The sequence below is a fragment of the Pseudorhodoferax sp. Leaf274 genome, assembly GCF_001422445.1.
GTDB lineage: Bacteria > Pseudomonadota > Gammaproteobacteria > Burkholderiales > Burkholderiaceae_C > Pseudorhodoferax.
Window position 1 is genome coordinate 506,672 of sequence record NZ_LMNA01000030.1, and the last position, 17,070, is coordinate 523,741.

18 protein-coding genes are annotated in these 17,070 nt (G+C 69.6%); 2 read left to right on the forward strand and 16 right to left on the reverse strand.

Annotation, left to right across the window (positions count from 1 at the left end; translation table 11 throughout):
• The first annotated feature begins 37 nt into the window (after nucleotides 1-37).
• The gene (locus tag ASF44_RS29060) at nucleotides 38-1,039 is read left to right on the forward strand and encodes a tripartite tricarboxylate transporter substrate binding protein (RefSeq protein WP_056902735.1); all 1,002 of its coding nucleotides are present in this window, start codon (nucleotides 38-40) and stop codon (nucleotides 1,037-1,039) included.
• 8 nt (nucleotides 1,040-1,047) lie between these two features.
• Here ASF44_RS29060 and ASF44_RS29065 read toward each other — a convergent pair whose 3' ends face one another.
• From ASF44_RS29065 to ASF44_RS29110, 10 genes are all read right to left on the reverse strand, one after another.
• Nucleotides 1,048-1,713 carry a glutathione S-transferase gene (locus ASF44_RS29065; RefSeq protein WP_056902736.1) on the reverse strand — a complete coding sequence of 222 codons (666 nt, stop codon included), beginning with the start codon at nucleotides 1,711-1,713 and terminating at the stop codon, nucleotides 1,048-1,050.
• Nucleotides 1,710-2,636: a rhodanese-related sulfurtransferase gene (locus ASF44_RS29070; protein ID WP_056902737.1), complete on the reverse strand. Its 927-nt coding sequence runs from the start codon at nucleotides 2,634-2,636 to the stop codon at nucleotides 1,710-1,712. The genes ASF44_RS29065 and ASF44_RS29070 overlap by 4 nt, the downstream gene beginning before the upstream one ends.
• An 8-nt stretch (nucleotides 2,637-2,644) precedes the next feature.
• Complete coding sequence (mnhG, locus tag ASF44_RS29075; protein ID WP_056902738.1) at nucleotides 2,645-3,010, reverse strand: monovalent cation/H(+) antiporter subunit G; 366 nt, start codon at nucleotides 3,008-3,010, stop codon at nucleotides 2,645-2,647.
• 10 nt (nucleotides 3,011-3,020) lie between these two features.
• Nucleotides 3,021-3,299, reverse strand: coding sequence for a K+/H+ antiporter subunit F (locus ASF44_RS29080; RefSeq protein WP_056902739.1), 279 nt, complete (start codon nucleotides 3,297-3,299; stop codon nucleotides 3,021-3,023).
• On the reverse strand, nucleotides 3,296-3,802 hold the full coding sequence (locus ASF44_RS29085; protein ID WP_056902740.1) for a Na+/H+ antiporter subunit E: 507 nt from the start codon (nucleotides 3,800-3,802) through the stop codon (nucleotides 3,296-3,298). Before ASF44_RS29085 ends, ASF44_RS29080 begins: the two co-directional genes overlap by 4 nt.
• A complete protein-coding gene (locus ASF44_RS29090; RefSeq protein ID WP_369820968.1) occupies nucleotides 3,799-5,514 on the reverse strand; it encodes a monovalent cation/H+ antiporter subunit D in 1,716 nt (571 codons plus the stop codon). The genes ASF44_RS29085 and ASF44_RS29090 overlap by 4 nt, the downstream gene beginning before the upstream one ends.
• Nucleotides 5,511-5,867 carry a Na+/H+ antiporter subunit C gene (locus ASF44_RS29095; protein WP_056902741.1) on the reverse strand — a complete coding sequence of 119 codons (357 nt, stop codon included), beginning with the start codon at nucleotides 5,865-5,867 and terminating at the stop codon, nucleotides 5,511-5,513. Before ASF44_RS29095 ends, ASF44_RS29090 begins: the two co-directional genes overlap by 4 nt.
• A gap of 1 nt (nucleotide 5,868) precedes the next feature.
• Entirely contained in the window at nucleotides 5,869-8,820 is a 2,952-nt protein-coding gene (locus ASF44_RS29100) for a monovalent cation/H+ antiporter subunit A (RefSeq protein WP_056903067.1), read from the reverse strand.
• 95 nt (nucleotides 8,821-8,915) lie between these two features.
• Entirely contained in the window at nucleotides 8,916-9,359 is a 444-nt protein-coding gene (locus ASF44_RS29105; RefSeq protein ID WP_056902742.1) for a VOC family protein, read from the reverse strand.
• Between the two features lies 1 nt (nucleotide 9,360).
• Entirely contained in the window at nucleotides 9,361-9,798 is a 438-nt protein-coding gene (locus ASF44_RS29110) for a VOC family protein (protein ID WP_056902743.1), read from the reverse strand.
• 122 nt (nucleotides 9,799-9,920) lie between these two features.
• Between ASF44_RS29110 and ASF44_RS29115 the strand changes: the two genes are divergently transcribed.
• Nucleotides 9,921-11,012, forward strand: a complete 1,092-nt coding sequence (locus ASF44_RS29115; protein ID WP_056902744.1) for a PA0069 family radical SAM protein — start codon at nucleotides 9,921-9,923, stop codon at nucleotides 11,010-11,012.
• 40 nt (nucleotides 11,013-11,052) lie between these two features.
• On the opposite strand, the gene dnaJ is transcribed toward ASF44_RS29115, so the two are convergent.
• From dnaJ to ASF44_RS29145, 6 genes are all read right to left on the reverse strand, one after another.
• A complete protein-coding gene (dnaJ, locus tag ASF44_RS29120) occupies nucleotides 11,053-12,201 on the reverse strand; it encodes a molecular chaperone DnaJ (RefSeq protein WP_056902745.1) in 1,149 nt (382 codons plus the stop codon).
• Nucleotides 12,202-12,293: 92 nt separating this feature from the next.
• Nucleotides 12,294-14,261 (reverse strand): molecular chaperone DnaK, encoded by a 1,968-nt coding sequence (gene dnaK, locus ASF44_RS29125; protein ID WP_056902746.1) that lies wholly within the window; start codon nucleotides 14,259-14,261, stop codon nucleotides 12,294-12,296.
• Nucleotides 14,262-14,400: 139 nt separating this feature from the next.
• Nucleotides 14,401-14,964 carry a nucleotide exchange factor GrpE gene (grpE, locus tag ASF44_RS29130; RefSeq protein WP_056903068.1) on the reverse strand — a complete coding sequence of 188 codons (564 nt, stop codon included), beginning with the start codon at nucleotides 14,962-14,964 and terminating at the stop codon, nucleotides 14,401-14,403.
• 130 nt (nucleotides 14,965-15,094) lie between these two features.
• A complete protein-coding gene (locus ASF44_RS29135; protein ID WP_056902747.1) occupies nucleotides 15,095-15,445 on the reverse strand; it encodes an FKBP-type peptidyl-prolyl cis-trans isomerase in 351 nt (116 codons plus the stop codon).
• Nucleotides 15,446-15,500: 55 nt separating this feature from the next.
• Nucleotides 15,501-16,676, reverse strand: coding sequence for a fumarylacetoacetate hydrolase family protein (locus tag ASF44_RS29140; RefSeq protein ID WP_056902748.1), 1,176 nt, complete (start codon nucleotides 16,674-16,676; stop codon nucleotides 15,501-15,503).
• Nucleotides 16,654-17,022 carry a helix-turn-helix domain-containing protein gene (locus tag ASF44_RS29145; RefSeq protein ID WP_056902749.1) on the reverse strand — a complete coding sequence of 123 codons (369 nt, stop codon included), beginning with the start codon at nucleotides 17,020-17,022 and terminating at the stop codon, nucleotides 16,654-16,656. Before ASF44_RS29145 ends, ASF44_RS29140 begins: the two co-directional genes overlap by 23 nt.
• Nucleotides 17,023-17,070 lie beyond the last annotated feature (48 nt).

A 17,070-nucleotide genomic window follows, 5' to 3' on the forward strand; every position in this document is an offset into this window, starting at 1 on the left:
CCGGCACCCGGTCGGACTGATGGTGCAGGCGGTCCGGATGCCCACCTCTGTTCCACCGTCTCGCCGCCGCGCCCTTGGCTGGCTCGGCCTGCCGCTGCTCGGCACGCTGGCGCCGGCCCGTGCGGCCGGCGACTATCCGGCGCGGCCCGTGCGCATCCTCGTGCCGTTCACGCCCGGCGGCTCCAGCGACATCCTGGCGCGCGCCATCGGGCAGGAGCTGGGCCGGGGCTGGCAGCAGCCCGTCGTCGTCGAGAACGTTCCGGGTGCGGGCGGCACGCTGGCCTCCGAGCGCGCCGCGCGCTCGGCCGCAGACGGCCACACGCTGTTCATGGGCCACACCGGCACGCTGGCGGTGAACCCGTGGCTGTATCCGCGGTTGCGTTTCGACCCGCTCGCGGCGTTCGCGCCCGTGGCGGCGGTGGCGGGCGTGCCCAATGTGCTGGTGGTGCATCCGTCCGTGCCTGCGGCCAGCCTGGCCGAGCTGCTGGCGCACGCCAAGGCCAGGCCCGGGCAGTTGGCCTACGGCTCGGGCGGCAACGGCAGCGCCGCGCACCTGACGATGGAATACCTCAAGCTGCAGACCGGCCTGCAGGCGCTGCATGTGCCGTACAAGGGCACGGCGCCTTCGGTCAACGACCTGCTGGGCGGACAGGTGCAGCTGCTGTTCACCGGCGCGCCGGCGCTGTTGCCGCACATCAGGGCGGGCGGCATGCGGGCTATTGCCGTCTCCAGCGCGCGCCGCCTGCCGCAGCTGCCCGACGTGCCCACCGTGGCCGAGACCGGCGTGGCCGGCACGCGCGGCTTCGAGGCCGACCAGTGGTACGGGCTGGTGGCACCGGCCGGCACGCCGGCCGCGGTGGTGCAGACGCTCAACATGCGCGTCAACCAGGCGCTGGCCAGCGAGGGCGTGCGCGCGCGGCTCGCCACCGAGGGCGCGGACCCGATGCCCATCACGCCGCAGGCCTTCGGCCAGTGGATCGCCAAGGACAAGGCGCGCTGGGAGGCCGTGATCAAGGCCGCCCACGTGACGGTCGAGTAGGCCTGCCGCTACGGCTCGTCCGGGCCGAAGACCGTGGGGGCGTCTCCCGGCTGCCAGGGTGGCAGCCTTCGCATGGCGCTGGCGAAGAGCGCCGACTGTTGCCAGCCATCCAGCCACTGCCGCAGCGCGGGCCACGGCTGCGCGGCGAACCAGTCCGGCGCCACGCCGGCGAACTGCCGTACGAAGGGCGCCAGCGCGGCGTCGGCCAGCGTGGCGTGGCCGCCGCAGAGGAAGGGGCCGGCCTGCAGCCGCGCCTGCAGCGCCATGAGGAAGGGCAGGCAGGCCTGGCGTGCGGCCGTGCCGTCGGGCTCGCCATGGCGCTCTGGGTACTTGTAGCGGTCCAGCAGGGGCTTGAACTGCGTGTCGTTGGCTGCCACCAGCTCCAGCATCTGCGCCGGCGTCGCCTCGCTCGGGCGGCCCCAGCCCAGGGGGTCGTGGCGTGCGAGCGCCCATTGCATGATGGCCAGGCTTTCGTCGATGACCTGGCCATCGGCCAGCACCAGCACCGGCACGGTGGCCTTGGGCGAGGCGTTGCGCAGGGCCTGGGGCTTGTCGCGCAGCACCACTTCGCGCAGCTCGCAGGCCTGGCCGGCGGCCAGCAGCGCCAGCCGCGCGCGCATGGCGTAGGGGCAGCGGCGGAACGAGTACAGCAGCGGCAGCGGCGGCGGCGTCATGCCGGGTCGGGCAGGCCGAGGTGGGTGCCGTCGCGCGTGGCGGCCAGTTCCATCTGGCGCTGGCGTTCCCGGTAGCCGGCGCGCTGGCCTTCGTTGCGCTGCGTGGCGCAATGCGCGCACTGCACGCCTTCGACGAAGTGCGGCGAGGTGCGGTCGGCCAGGCCCAGCGGCTGGCGGCACGAACGGCACAGGCTGTGCGTGCCGGCGGCCAGGCCGTGGCCCAAGGACACGCGCTCGTCGAACACGAAGCACTCGCCGCGCCACAGGCTGTCCGCGGGCGCGACCTGCTCCAGGTAGTTAAGGATGCCGCCCTCGAGCTGGTAGACCTCGGCAAAGCCCTGGGCACGCAACAGGCTGGATGCCTTCTCGCAGCGGATGCCGCCGGTGCAGAACATGGCGACGGCCGGCTGGCCGTCGAGCAGCCCGCCCGGTTGCGATTGCGCGGCGATCCAGGCCGGCCAGTCGGTGAAGGCCGCGGTTGCGGGATCGACGGCATCGGCGAAGCTGCCGATGGCGACCTCGTAGCGGTTGCGCACGTCCAGCAGCACGAGGCCCGGGCGCTGCAGCAGCGCATTCCATTGCGCGGGCGGCACGTGCTCGCCGGTCTGGCCGGCCGGGTCCAGGCCGCGCACGCCCATGGTCACGATCTCGCGCTTGCAGCGCACCTTGAGGCGGTGCAGCGGCACGCTGGCGCAGGCGGCGCTGCGCACGGCCAGGGCCGCCAGCCGCGGGTCGGCACGCAGGTGGTCGAGCACCGCCTGCACGGCGCCGTCCTGGCCGGCGATGCTTCCGTTGATGCCCTCGGGCGCCAGCAGGATGTTGCCGCGCACGTCGTGCGCCGCGCACAGCGCGCGCAAGGGCTCCACGCGCGCGGCGCAGTCGGGCAGCGCGGCGAAGCAGTAGAACGAGGCGGTGCGCGGCACGGTGCCCCTCAATCGCCGGTGTCGGGAGGCAGGGGCTGCGAGTGGCTGGCGTGCGGCAGGTCCACGCCCTTCTGCCGGTCGCGGAACAGGGCCGCGCGCATCAGGAAGATGGTGGTGACCGGGGCCGTCAGCGCCACGAACAGGGCGATCAGGATGGCGTGCAGGAACAGGTTGGTGCCCTGCACCGAGAAGTAGACGACGGTTGCCAGCATCACGCACCAGGCGCCCGCGGTGGCGCCCAGCGTGGGGGCGTGGATGCGGTTGTAGAAGCTGGGCAGGCGCACCAGGCCAAAGGAGCCGATGGCGGCGAAGGCCGCGCCGGCCACGGCGAACAGCGCGGTCAGGATCTCGGCCCAGATCGGCAGCGGGGTCATGGCAGCCTCCTCACTCGATCACCTCGCCACGCAGCAGGAACTTGGCCAGCACGGTGGAGCCGACGAAGCCGAACAGCGCGATCAGCATCGCCGCCTCGAAGTAGACGTTGCTGGTGTAGGTGATGCCCAGCACCAGCATGGTCAGCATGCCGTTGATGTACAGGCAGTCCAGCGCCATCACGCGGTCCTGCGCGGCCGGGCCGACCAGCAGCCTGAACAGCGCGCAGAGCATGGCCACGGCCAGCAGGAACAGGGCGATCTTGAGGCCCCAGAACAGGATGGGTGTCATGGCGTGGTCCCTTCCGGTTGAAAGATCTCGAGCAGCGGGCGTTCGTAGCGCAGCTTCAGGCGGGCGATGAAGTCGTCCTCGTCCACCAGATCGAACACATGGATCAACAGCTTGCTGCGGTCCAGCGACAGTTCGCCCCAGGCGGTGCCCGGCGTCAGGCACATGATCATGGCCAGCACCGCGAGGCCGTTGGGGTCGCGCAGCTCCAGCGGCACGACGACGAAGTAGCTGTTGAGCCGCACGTTGCGCCGCGTGAGCACGAGCCAGGCCACGTTCTTGGCCGACACGAGCATGTCGGCGATTGCCGCGCCGGCCAGGCGCAGCGCCACGCGAGGCTTGCGCATGCGCACGGTGGCCGGGCGCAGGCCTTGCGTGATCAGCGGCACCACCAGCGCCAGCACCAGGGCCGACAGCAGCGTGCTGGGCTCCACCGACTGGTGCAGCAGCAGCCAGACCACGAACAGCGTGGCCGACAGCGGCGGCGAGGGCAGCAGGCGCTTCATGGCGTCTTCTCCTTCAACGGTGGCGGCGGCACGGGGCTGGCTGCCATCACGGCCTGGCGGTAGTGCAGGCCGGAATGCAGCACCTGGGCCGTGGCCTGGGCGTGCTGCATGACCGGGCCGGCGCCGATGGTCAGGCCGATGGCGGCCAGCAGCAGCCCGGCCACCGGCAGCACCTCCAGCGCCGGCAGCGCGGGCATGTGCGCGTGCGGCTGGTTCCAGAAGTAGCGGATGCCTGCGCGGCACAGCGCCACCAGCGTGAGGAAGCCGCCGCCGATCAGCAACACCATCACGGCGATGCCGGCATGGCCGAGCTGGGGCGCCTGCAGCAGGCCCGACAGCATGGCGAACTTGCCGACGAAGCCCGCCAGCGGCGGCAGTCCGGCCAGCAGCAGCGTGCACAGGATGAAGGCCAGGCCCAGGAAGGCCACGCCGGCCGGGATGGCGCGGCCATACAGGGCCTGGGCGTTGTCGTCCAGGTTGACGTCGGACAGCAGGCGCAGGTCTTCGCTGAGGAAGGGCGCATCGTCCCGGGCCGCATGCGGCGCCACGCTGGAGCCGTTGCGCCAGCGTTCGACGATGTCGACCAGCAGGAACAGCGCGCTGACGGCCAGCGTGGAACTCATGAGGTAGTACAGCGCGCCGGCCCAGACGGCGGCCTGGCCCAGGCCCACGGCGGCCAGCAGCGTGCCGGCCGAGACCAGCACGCTGTAGCTGGCCAGCAGCGCCAGCCGCTGGGTGCCCAGCACGCCCAGCGCGCCGACGAACAGCGTGACCAGGCCCAGGCCCAGGATGGCGGTCTGGCCGAACTGGGCCGAGGCACCGGCGTCCACGCCGAACAGCACGCTCCACAGCCGCAGCACGGTGTACACGCCCAGCTTGGTCAGCAGCGCGAACACCGCGCCGACCGGTGCCACCACGCTGCCGTAGGCAGGCACCAGCCAGAAATTCAGCGGCCAGGCCCCGGCCTTGGCGAAGAAGGCCGTGGCCAGGATGGCGGCGGCCGCGTGCACGAGGCCGCGGTCGGCCGGGTCGAGCGCGGCGATGCGCTGGCCCAGGTCGGCCATGTTGAGCGTGCCAGTCATGCCGTAGAGCATGGCCGCGCCGATCAGGAACATGGACGAGGCCGCCAGGTTGATGGCGATGTAGTGCAGGCCGGCCTGCACGCGCTGGCGGCCCGAGCCGTGCAGCAGCAGGCCGTACGAGGCGGCCAGCATGACCTCGAAGAAGACGAAGAGGTTGAACAGGTCGCCCGTCAGGAACGCGCCGTTCAGGCCCATCAGCTGCAGCTGCAGCATGGGGTGGAAGTGCACGCCGGCACGGTCCCAGCGCGAGGTGGAGTAGATCGAGGCGGCGAACGCGATCACACCCGTGAGCGCGACCATCATGGTCGAGAGCCGGTCGGCCACCAGCACGATGCCGAACGGCGCCATCCAGTTGCCGGACAGGTACACGCCGATCGAGCCCGGCCCGTCGCCTGTGGCGGCGGCATTGACCCAGCGCAGCAACGCCAGCGAGACCAGCATGCCGAGCAGGCCGGAGACCACCGTCAGCGTGGCCTTGGTGCGGCGGTGGCGCTCGTCCAGCAGCAGCATCAGCGCGGCCGTCAGCATGGGCAGCAGGATGGGCGCCGCGATCAGGTGCGGCATGCTGAACTCCAGCAGCCGGTCGAGCAGATGCATGGCGTCGTCGAAGAGCAGGTGCAGGCTGTTCATTCCTGCCCTCCTTCGCTCTTTTCGGTGCCGTCCACATGGTCGGTGCCCGTGAGGCCGCGCGAGGCCAGCATCACGACCAGGAACAGCGCCGTCATCGCGAAGCCGATCACGATGGCCGTCAGCACCAGGGCCTGGGGCATGGGGTCGGCCGTGTTGGCCAGCGTGGCGATGACGCCGGGCACGAGCACGGGCTCGCTGTCGACCTTGAGCCGGCCCATGCTGAAGATGAACAGGTTCACGGCGTAGGCGATCAGCGTCAGGCCCATGATGACCTGAAAGGTACGTGGGCGCAGCAGCAGGTACACGCCCGAACTGGTGAGCACGCCGATGGCGATGGCGAGGACGGCTTCCAAATCAGTGGTCCTCGCTGCTGTTGCCGGAGAGGGCGGCGCGCGCTTCGGCCAGGCGCTGGTCCTGCTCCTCGGACCAGCGGTGGCTGCGCACGCTCTGGTGGGCGAGGCTCGTCAAGATCAGCATGGTGGAGCCCAGCACCAGCGCGAACACGCCGATGTCGAAGAACAGTGCGCTGGGAACGTGCAGTTCGCCCAGCACCGGCAGCGTCACGTGGGCGGTGTGCGTGGTCATGAAGGGGTACTGCAGCACGATGGAGCCGGCGCCCGTGGCCAGTGCCAGCAGCAGGCCGATGGCGATCCAGCGGCGCGGGTAGATGCGCAGGTGCTCCTCCACCCACTCCGTGCCCGAGACGATGTACTGCAGCAGCAGCGCCACCGACATCACCAGACCGGCGACGAAGCCGCCGCCCGGCGCGTTGTGGCCGCGCAGGAAGAAGTAGACCGACACCAGCACCGCCAGTGGCAGCAGCAGGCGCACCAGCACGGCCGGCACCATGAGGTAGCCCACCGCGGTGTCCTTGGCCAGGCGCGGGTTGAACACGTCGCTGCTGCCGTCGTCGGACTGGGCCAGTTGCTGCGGCGGCAGCGCCATGGATTCGGGCGCAGGCCGGAAGCGCCGCAGCAGCGCATAGACCGTCAGCGCAACGATGCCCAGCACCGTGATCTCGCCGAAGGTGTCGAAGCCGCGGAAGTCGACCAGCATCACGTTGACCACGTTGGTGCCGCCGCCCTCGGTCAGTGCACGGTCCAGGAAAAAGGGCGAGATGCTGCCCGGGAAGTTGCGCGTCATGACCAGCCAGGCCAGTGCCGCCATGCCGCAGCCCGCCGCGATGGCCACGGTCAGGTCGCGGCCGCGCCGGCCCCAGGGCAGGATGCGCTCGCGCGCGGACTGCTTGACGAACTTGCTGCGCATGGGCAGCCAGCGCAGGCCCAGCAGGATCAGCACGGTGGTGACGGCCTCGACCACCAGCTGCGTGAGCGCGAGGTCGGGGGCGGAGAACCAGATGAAGGTCAGGCAGCAGGTCAGCCCGGCGCCGGCGGCCAGCATCAGCGAGGCCAGCCGGTGGAACTTGGCCTGCCAGGCGGCGCCGATGGCGCAGATGCAGCCGATCACCCAGGTCATGGCGAACATGGGCGAGAACGGCAGCGGCGAGCGCTCGCCGGGCGTGGCCGGGGCGAACCACAGCGAGGCGCCGGCGCCGGCCAGCGCCACGCAGACCAGCAGCAGCAACTGCGTTTGCATGCGCTGGGTGGCCAGCAGCCGGCGGCTGCGGCGGCCGGCCTCCGAAGCGCGGGCCAGCAGGTTCTCGAACACGCGCTGGCCGTCGAAACGGTGCAGCACGGGCGTGCGTGACAGGCGGCCGGCTTCGCGCTGGCGCCGCTGCACGAGGTACAGCGCGGCGCCCCCGGCCAGCGCGACGAAGCTCATGGCCAGCGGCAGGTTGAAGCCGTGCCAGACCGCCAGGCTGTACTCGGGCAGCTCACCGCCGACCACGGGGGCTGCGGCCGCGGCCAGCAGCGGGCCGACCGACCATTCCGGCGCCACCCCCACCACCAGGCAGGCCAGCACCAGCAGCTCGACCGGCACGCGCATCCAGTGCGGCGGCTCGTGCGGCGGCTTGGGCACGGCGCCGATGCAAGAAGGGCCGAAGAACACATCGAACACGAAGCGCGCCGAGTAGGCCACGCTGAACAGGCCGGCCACCGTGGCCAGCACCGGCAGCGCGCGGTCGACCCAGGGCGTGGACTGCAGGAACACGGTCTCGGCGAAGAACATCTCCTTGGACAGGAACCCGTTCAGCAGCGGCACGCCGGCCATGGAGGCGCTTGCGATGATGGCCAGCAGGCCGGTGATGGGCATGAGCCTGGCCAGGCCCGAGAGCTTGCGGATGTCGCGCGTGCCGGTCTCGTGGTCGATGATGCCGGCGGCCATGAACAGCGAGGCCTTGAAGGTCGCATGGTTCATGATGTGGAAGACGGCCGCGACCGTGGCCATGGGGCTGTTCATGCCCAGCAGCAGCGTGATCAGGCCCAGGTGCGAGATGGTCGAGTACGCCAGCAGCCCCTTGAGGTCGTTCTGGAACATCGCCACGTAGGCGCCCAGCAGCAGCGTGATGGCGCCGGCGCCGCCGACCAGCCAGAACCACTGCTCGGTGCCCGCCAGCGCCGGCCACAGCCGTGCCAGCAGGAACACGCCGAGCTTGACCATGGTGGCCGAATGCAGGTAGGCCGAGATCGGCGTGGGCGCCGCCATCGCGCGCGGCAGCCAGAAGTGGAACGGGAACTGCGCGCTCTTGGTGAAGGCGCCCAGCAGCACCAGCACGAGCGCGGCGGGGTAGAGCGCATGGGCCTTGATCTGCGCACCTGCGGCCAGCACGGCATCGAGGTCGTAGCTGCCGGCGATGCGGCCCAGCAGCAGCACGCCCGCGAACAGGCACAGCCCGCCCGCGCCCGTGACCGTGAGCGCCATGCGCGCGCCGCGGCGCGCATCCTTGCGGTGGTGCCAGTAGCCGATCAGCAGGAAGGAGAACAGGCTGGTCAACTCCCAGAACAGCACCATCTGCACGAGGTTGCCCGACAGCACCACGCCCATCATGGAGCCCATGAAGGCCAGGAAGAACGAGAAGAAGCGCGGGACCGGGTCGGAGGCCGACAGGTAGTAGCGCGCGTACAGCACCACCAGCGTGCCGATGCCGGTGACCAGCATGCCGAACAGCCACGCGAAGCCGTCGAGCCGCAGCACGAGGTTCACGCCCAGCGTGGGCAGCCACAGGTATTCCTCGCGCAGCACGTTGCCATCGGCCAGCTGCGGGAACTGCATGCCCAGGTGGATGGCACAGCCCAGCGCCACCAGGCCGGCCAGCGTCGCCTCGCGGTTGCGGGCGTACGACGGCATGAACATCGCGAGGACACTGCCGAGGAAGGGAATGAGGACGAGCAGGGCCAGGGACATCTCGATCAATTTTATCGATGGATGATGGCGTCCCCTTTGGTGTTTCCCTTCCGGCGCAAGCTTTTTCGGCCCGTCTACCCGGGGTCAGTTGGAGGTCAGGGCGCGCTGGTCCACGGATCGTAGTTGCCGAAGTTCCAGACATGGCCCTCCGGATCGGCGCAGGTGAAGCCGCGCGCGCCATAGTCCTCGTCCTTGATCTCCAGCAGGATCCTCGCGCCCGCGGCCTTGGCGCGCGCATAGACCGCATCGGGATCGGACACCACCAGGAAGGCGGACTGCGTCTCGGCGCCGCCGATCTCGTCGGGCTGGCGGATCAGGCGACCCCACGGCGTGGGCTCGGGACTCACCGAGCCGAGCATGACCATGCCGTTGCCGAACACGAGTTGTGCATGGGCGACCAGGCCCTGGTCGTCGAGGTGCACCGCATGGCGCTCGAAGCCGAACGCGGTACAGAGCCAGGCGATCGCGGCATGCGCGTCGCGGTAGCGCAGGCAGGGGATCACGCCGGCGCGGCAGGGCAGGGCGGGGGAGTTCGCCATCTCAGGTCTTGCTTGCGCAGTTGAACATCCAGCAGGTGCCGAAGCGGTCGGTCAGGCTGCCGAAGTAGTCGCCCCAGAACATCTCCTGCAGCGGCATTTCGACCTTGCCGCCTTGCGACAGCGCGGCGAACAGCCGGTCGGTGTCGCCACGCGTGTCGGGCTCGAGGTTGATGTGCACGTTGTTGCCCTGGGTGAGCTGAAAGCCCATGGACTCGGGTGCGTCCGTGCCCATCAGCACGTGCCCGCCGAGCGTGGCCAGCTCCACATGCATGACGAGCTGCTTGTCGGCATCGGGCAGCGACGGCTGGCCCGGCATGGCCGGCGCCTCGCCCATGCGGTGCACGCCGCCGATGAACTCGCCGCCGAACACGCTGCGGTAGAAGTCGAAGGCTTCTTCCGTCTTGCGGTTGAAGTTGAGGTAGGTGCTGACGCGGGCCATGGAAACTCCTGTGAGGGGTTGGGGGACAGGGGCACGACGAAGCGGCGGGCTGGAAATCGACAACGCCGCTTGCCGCTCCGAAGCCTGCACAATATACTGGTTAAACAACCAGTACTCAAGCCATGGCCCGCGAGACCTCCATTCCTGTCGCCGCGCTCAAGGGCCGCGGCGCCGCCACGCAGATCGCGCACCGCTTTTCCAGGGACGCGCGCAACGCCTTCGACGACGGCTGGGGCACGCTGCAGGAGCAGGGCGCCGAGGCCGGTGCGCCACTGCAGACCGAGGTGATCTTCGAGGACGCGAAGAGCGCCATCGTGCAGCAGCAGTCGCCCGACATCTACTTCGAGCAGTCCATCAACCCCTACCGCGGCTGCGAGCACGGTTGCATCTACTGTTTTGCACGCCCCACCCACAGCTACCTGAACCTGTCGCCGGGCCTGGACTTCGAGACCAAGATCATCGCCAAGCGCAACATCGCGCAGCTGCTGCGCAGCGAGCTGGCGCGGCCGCGCTATGTGCCGCAGGGCCTGGTCATCGGCGTGGTGACCGACTGCTACCAGCCGGTCGAGCGCGAATTGCGGCTCACGCGCAGCGTGATCGAGGTGCTGCAGGACGCCCGGCACGCGTTCTCGCTGATCACCAAGTCCAGCGGCGTGGAGCGCGACCTCGACCTGCTGGCCCCCATGGCAGCGCAGCAGCTCGCCGCCGTCTACGTGACCATCACCACGCTGGATGCCGGCATCGCACGCACGCTGGAGCCGCGCGCGGCCTCGCCGCAGCGCCGCCTGCGCACCATCCGCACGCTGGCAGAGGCCGGCGTGCCGGTGGGCGTGAGCGTGGCGCCGCAGATCCCGTTCGTCACCGAAGACATGGAGCAGGTGCTGGCCGCCGCGTGGGAGGCCGGCGCGCGCAGCGCCTTCTACACCGTGCTGCGCCTGCCCTGGGAGGTGGCGCCGCTGTTCCGCGAATGGCTGGCGCTGCACCTGCCCGACCGGGCCGAGCGCGTGATGGCGCGCGTGCAGGAGATGCGCGGCGGCAAGGACTACGACAGCGATTTCGCCACGCGCATGAAGGGCAGCGGCATCTGGGCCGAGTTGATCCGCCAGCGCTTCGAGAAGGCCTGCGCGAAGCTGGGCTTCAACCGCGAGCGTGCAGCGTCAGACCTCGGCCTGTTCCGCCGTCCGTCGCTGGACGGTCAGGCCAGCCTGTTCTGAGTGCCCAAAGAAAACGCGGGCTCAAGGCCCGCGTCGTTCATCAAGCGCTGAAGAACTTCTTCAGCCGGTCGGTCCAGCTCTCGCCCGAGGGCGAATGCTTGCCCCCGCCCTTGCGCAGCGAGTCTTCCAGCTCGCGCAGCAGCTTGCGCTGGTGCTCTGTCAGCTTCACCGGCGTCTCCACCGCGATGTGGCAGTACAGGTCGCCCGGGTAGCTCTCGCGCACGCCCTTGATGCCCTTGCCGCGCAGGCGGAACTGCTTGCCGGCCTGGGTGCCTTCGGGGATGTCGATCGCGGCCTTGCCCGACAGCGTGGGCACCTCGATCTCGCCGCCCAGCGCCGCCGTGATGAAGCTCACGGGCACGGTGCAGTGCAGGTCGCCGCCATCGCGCTCGAAGATGTCGTGCTTCTTGATGCGCATCTCGATGTACAGGTCGCCCGGCGGGCCGCCGTTGGACCCCGGCTCGCCGTTGCCGACCGAGCGGATGCGCATGCCGTCGTCGATGCCGGCGGGGATCTTCACCTCCAGCGTCTTCTGCTTCTTGATCTTGCCCTGGCCATGGCAGGCGCTGCACGGCTCGGGAATGATCTTGCCGGTGCCGCGGCAGGTGGGGCAGGTCTGCTGCACGCTGAAGAAGCCCTGGCGCATCTGCACGGCCCCCTGGCCGTTGCAGGTGGTGCAGGTCTTGGGCTGGGTGCCGGGCTTGGCGCCACTGCCGTGGCAGGTGTCGCAGGCTTCCCAGCTCGGGATGCGGATCTGCGCGTCCTTGCCGCGCGCGGCCTCTTCGAGCGTGATCTCCATCGCGTACGACAGGTCGCTGCCGCGGAACACCTGGCGGCCACCGCCGGCGCCGCCGCGCCCGCGCTGCTGGCCGAACATGTCGCCGAAGATGTCGCCGAAGGCCTCGGCGAAGCCGCCGAAGCCTTCCGCACCCGGGCCACCGGGGCCGCGCATGTTCGGGTCCACGCCGGCATGGCCGAACTGGTCGTAGGCGGCGCGCTTCTGACCGTCGGTCAGCATTTCGTAGGCCTCTTTGGCCTCCTTGAACTTCTCTTCGGCCGTCTTGGCGCTGTCACCCTGGTTGCGGTCCGGGTGGTGCTTCATCGCCAGCTTGCGATAGGCCTTCTTGATTTCGTCTTCCGAGGCGTTCTTGGGCACCCCGAGGACTTCGTAGTAATCGCGTTTGGACATGGTTCGTTCGGGTCGGCTCTGCGCTCTCGGTCAAACGGGAACGCCGCGCGCAGCCCCTCGATGGCTGCGGCGCGGCGTGCGGGCGGGCCGGATCAGCCCTTCTTGACTTCCTTGACCTCGGCGTCGACCACATCGTCGTCCGCCGGCTTGGCCGAGGCCTGCTGCTCGGCACCCGGGGCAGCGCCGGCCGCACCGGCGGCACCGGCCGCCGCTGCGCCTTCGGCGGCCTGCTTGGCCTGCATGTCGGCATAGACCTTCTCGCCGAGCTTGGCGGACGCCGTCATCAGCGCCGTGGTCTTCTCGTCGATGGCGGCCTTGTCCTCGCCCTTGAGCGCCTCGTCCAGCGCCTTCAGCGCGGACTCGATCGCTTCCTTCTCGGAGGCTTCCAGCTTGTCGCCGTGCTCGGCCAGGCTCTTCTTCACGCTGTGCGCCGAAGCCTCGCCCTGGTTGCGGGCCTGGATCAGCTCGAGCTTCTTCTTGTCGTCGGCCGCGTTGAGCTCGGCGTCCTTCACCATCTGCTGGATCTCGGCTTCGGACAGGCCCGAGTTCGCCTTGATGGTGATCTTGTTTTCCTTGCCTGTGCCCTTGTCCTTGGCGCCCACGTGCAGGATGCCGTTGGCGTCGATGTCGAACGACACCTCGATCTGCGGCGTGCCGCGCGCTGCCGGCGGGATGCCCTCGAGGTTGAACTCGCCCAGCAGCTTGTTGCCGGTGGCCATCTCGCGCTCGCCCTGGAACACCTTGATCGTCACGGCCGGCTGGTTGTCGTCGGCGGTCGAGAAGGTCTGCGCGAACTTCGTCGGGATGGTGGTGTTCTTGGTGATCATCTTGGTCATCACGCCACCCAGCGTCTCGATGCCCAGCGACAGCGGCGTCACGTCCAGCAGCAGCACGTCCTTGCGGTCGCCCGACAGCACCTGGCCCTGGATGGCCGCGCCCACGGCGACGGCTTCGTCGGGGTTCACGTCCTTGCGCGGCTCGCGGCCGAAGAACTCCTTGACCTTGTCCTGCACCTTGGGCATGCGGGTCATGCCGCCGACCAGGATCACGTCGTGGATGTCGGACACCGACACGCCGGCGTCCTTGATGGCCGTGCGGCAGGGCGCGATGGTGCGTTCGATCAGCTCTTCGACCAGGGCCTCGAGCTTGGCGCGCGAGAGCTTGATGTTCAGGTGCTTGGGGCCGGAGGCATCGGCCGTCACGTAGGGCAGGTTGATGTCGGTCGCGGCGCTGTTGGACAGCTCGATCTTGGCCTTCTCGGCCGCTTCCTTCAGGCGCTGCAGGGCCAGCACGTCCTTGGACAGGTCGACGCCCTGTTCCTTTTTGAACTCGGCAATGATGTAGTCGATGATGCGCTGGTCGAAGTCTTCGCCGCCCAGGAAGGTGTCGCCGTTGGTGGACAGCACCTCGAACTGCTTCTCGCCGTCGACGTCGGCGATCTCGATGATCGACACGTCGAACGTGCCGCCGCCCAGGTCATACACGGCGATCTTGCGGTCGCCCTTTTCCTGCTTGTCCATGCCGAAGGCCAGTGCGGCAGCGGTCGGCTCGTTGATGATGCGCTTGACTTCCAGGCCGGCGATGCGGCCGGCGTCCTTGGTGGCCTGGCGCTGGGCATCGTTGAAGTAGGCCGGCACCGTGATCACGGCCTCGGTCACGGGCTCGCCCAGGTAGTCCTCGGCGGTCTTCTTCATCTTGCGCAGGATGTCGGCGGAGACCTGCTGGGCCGAGATCTTGTTGCCGCGCACCTGCACCCAGGCGTCGCCGTTGTCGGCGGCCACGATCTGGTAGGGCATCAGGTCGATGTCCTTCTGCACTTCCTTCTCGGTGAACTTGCGGCCGATCAGGCGCTTGACCGCGTACAGCGTGTTCTTGGGGTTGGTCACGGCCTGGCGCTTGGCCGAGGCACCGACCAGCACTTCGCCGTCTTCCTGGTAGGCGACGATGGACGGCGTGGTGCGCGCGCCCTCGGAGTTCTCGATGACCTTGGGCGTGTTGCCCTCGATGATGGACACGCAGCTGTTGGTGGTGCCAAGGTCGATGCCAATGATTCTTGCCATGGTGGTTTCTCCTGCTCTTCCTGAGATGTTTGGTGACTGTGGGCCAGCGGCCTGTGCCGCTGCCGACTGTTGCTAACTTGTGGATAACCCGGTGGGTTTCAAGGGGGCTGGGTGTGGATCGCCGGTGCAGATCGCAGGCTTACTGCGGTGCAGCCACCGTCACCAGCGCAGGACGCAGCACGCGCTCGGCGATCAGGTAGCCCTTTTGCAGCACGCCGACCACGGTATTGGGTTCCTGGCCGGTGCCGGGCACCATGCTGATGGCCTGGTGCTGGTGCGGATCGAACTTCTCGCCCGCGGCGGGATTGATCTGCAGCACCTTGTTGCGCTCCAGCGCGCTCCTGAGCTGGCGCAGCGTGGCCTCGGCGCCTTCGCGCACCTGGGCCACCGTGGCGTCGGTGTGCGACAGGCCTGTTTCCAGGCTGTCCACCACCGGCAGCAGGCTCTCGGCAAAGCCTTCGACGGCGAACTTGCGCGACTTGGCGATCTCGTCCTCGGCACGGCGGCGCGCGTTCTCTGCCTCGGCCTTGGCGCGCAGGAACTGGTCGGCCAGTTCGGCGCTCTTGGCCTTGAGCGTGGCCAGTTCGGCCTGGGTCTGGGCCAGCACGTCGGCCTCGGTGGCGAATGCCGCAGCTTCGCGTTCCTCGGGCGTGTAGGGGGCTTGCTCGGCGGACTTGTCGTTCGGTTGGGTCGGGTCTGTCATGCGCTTGAATGGCTTGAAAAAGGTCACAACGGCTAACAGTTAGGGATTGACCCTGTCGTTTCAAGGGTCGAGCCGCACGGAAGGCGAAAAAAAGCCGGCGTGTTGCCGGCCCGTGCGGTGCTTGCCGCGCTCAGGCGACGGCCAGCAGTTCCACGTCGAACTTGAGCGTGGCGTTCGGCGGGATCACGCCGCCGGCGCCGCGCGCGCCGTAGCCCAGTTCGGCCGGGATGATCAGCGTGCGTTGGCCGCCGACCTTCATGCCGGCCACGCCTTCGTCCCAGCCGCGGATGACCATGCCGGCGCCCAGGCCGAACTCGAAGGGGTCGTTGCGGTCGCGGCTGGAGTCGAACTTGGCGCCTTGCTGGCCGTCGTTGTAGAGCCAGCCGGTGTAGTGCACGGTGACGTGCTGGCCGGCCTTGGCCTCGGCGCCGGAGCCCACGGTGGTGTCCTCAAATTGCAGTCCGGAAGCGGTGGTGGTCATGCGGGGCTCCTGAAAGTGGCGGCGCCCCGGAAAGGGGCGCGCGAAAAGCGGGCGATTATGCCAGCAGCCCCCGGCGGCCCAGGTCGCGCATCAGTGCGCCGGCGCCATAGGTCCAGGGCGCGACCTTGTCGCTGTGGTTGACGCGGTTGGCCAGCAGCCCCAGGCGCGGCGTGGCCACCGTCACCACGTCGCCGATGGCGTGGGTGAAGCCCTGGCCGGGGCCGTGGCGGTCCTGCGTGGGCGCGAACATGGTGCCCAGGAACAGCACCAGCCCGTCGGGATACTGGTGGTTCTTGCCGATGGCCTGGCCGGCCAGGTCGAGCGGGTCGCGGCTGATCCTGGACAGGCTGCTGGCGCCATCCATGGCGAAGCCGTCCTCGCCGGTCACGCGCATGGTCAGGTCGCAGCGGCGCACGTCGTCGATGCCGAACTGCGCGTCGAACAGGCGGATGAAGGGGCCGATGGCGCACGAGCCGTTGTTGTCCTTGGCCTTGCCCAAGAGCAGCGCGCTGCGGCCCTCGAAGTCGCGCAGGTTCACGTCGTTGCCCAGCGCCGCGCCCTTGACGCGGCCATTGCTGTCGATGGCCAGCACCACCTCGGGCTCGGGGTTGTTCCAGGCGCTGCCGGGGTGGATGCCGACCTCGGCGCCCGTGCCCACCGCGCTGAGCGGCTGCGACTTGGTGAAGATCTCGGCGTCCGGTCCGATGCCGACCTCCAGGTACTGCGACCAGGCGCCCTGGGCGATCAGCACCTCCTTGAGCCGCATGGCCTCTTCGGAGCCGGGGCGGATGCTGGCCAGGTTGTCGCCGATCACGCCGACCACGGCGCGGCGCACGGCTTCGGCGCGGCCGGCGTCGCCGCGGGCCTGCTCCTCGATCACGCGTTCGAGCATGGAGGCCACGAAGGTCACGCCGGCCGCCTTGATGGCCTGCAGGTCGCAGGGCGCCAGCAGCCAGGGCAGGGCGGGGTCGCGTGCGTCCCAGGCAGAGTTGGCCAGCACGGCCGCGGTGTCGGCGATGCGCTCGCCGCCGTGCTCGCGCACGGCCGCGGCGGGATCGTCGTGTTCGAGCAGGGCGCTGCAGGTGGGGTCCAGGCGCGACAGGTCGTACACGCCATCGGCGCGCACCTGGACCAGCACGGCACCCAGGCCTTCCTGCCAGACGCGGCCGACCAGCACGGCGTCTGCGTGGTCCTCGGGTAGCGCGGCTTCAGGCCGCAGGTGGTGGTGCATCGGGTTCTCCTCCGGGGGGTGTGGTGGGTGGGGCGGCGGGCGCCCGGCGTGGGCGCGCGGTGGCCCACTTGTGGGCGAAGGCCGGCAATTCGCCGAGCCGGCGGACCAGGTCGGTGCCGGCGGGTGTGAGCAGGTAGCCCTCGCTGCCGTGCGTGAGCAGGCCGGCCTCGCGCAATTCCTTGATGCGCGTGTTCAGCGTGTTGGGCGTGACACCGCCCACGCTGTCCTGCAGCAGCCGGAAGGTCTGGGCATGGCCATCGCGCAGGGCCCACAGCACGCGCATGGCGTAGCGGGCCTCGAGCAGGGCCAGCAGCTGGAAGATGGCCGGCTTGTCCCGCGGGCTCACGTCCGCATCCCTCGGCAGGGCATGGTGGCGGAATGCGTCGCGGCGGGC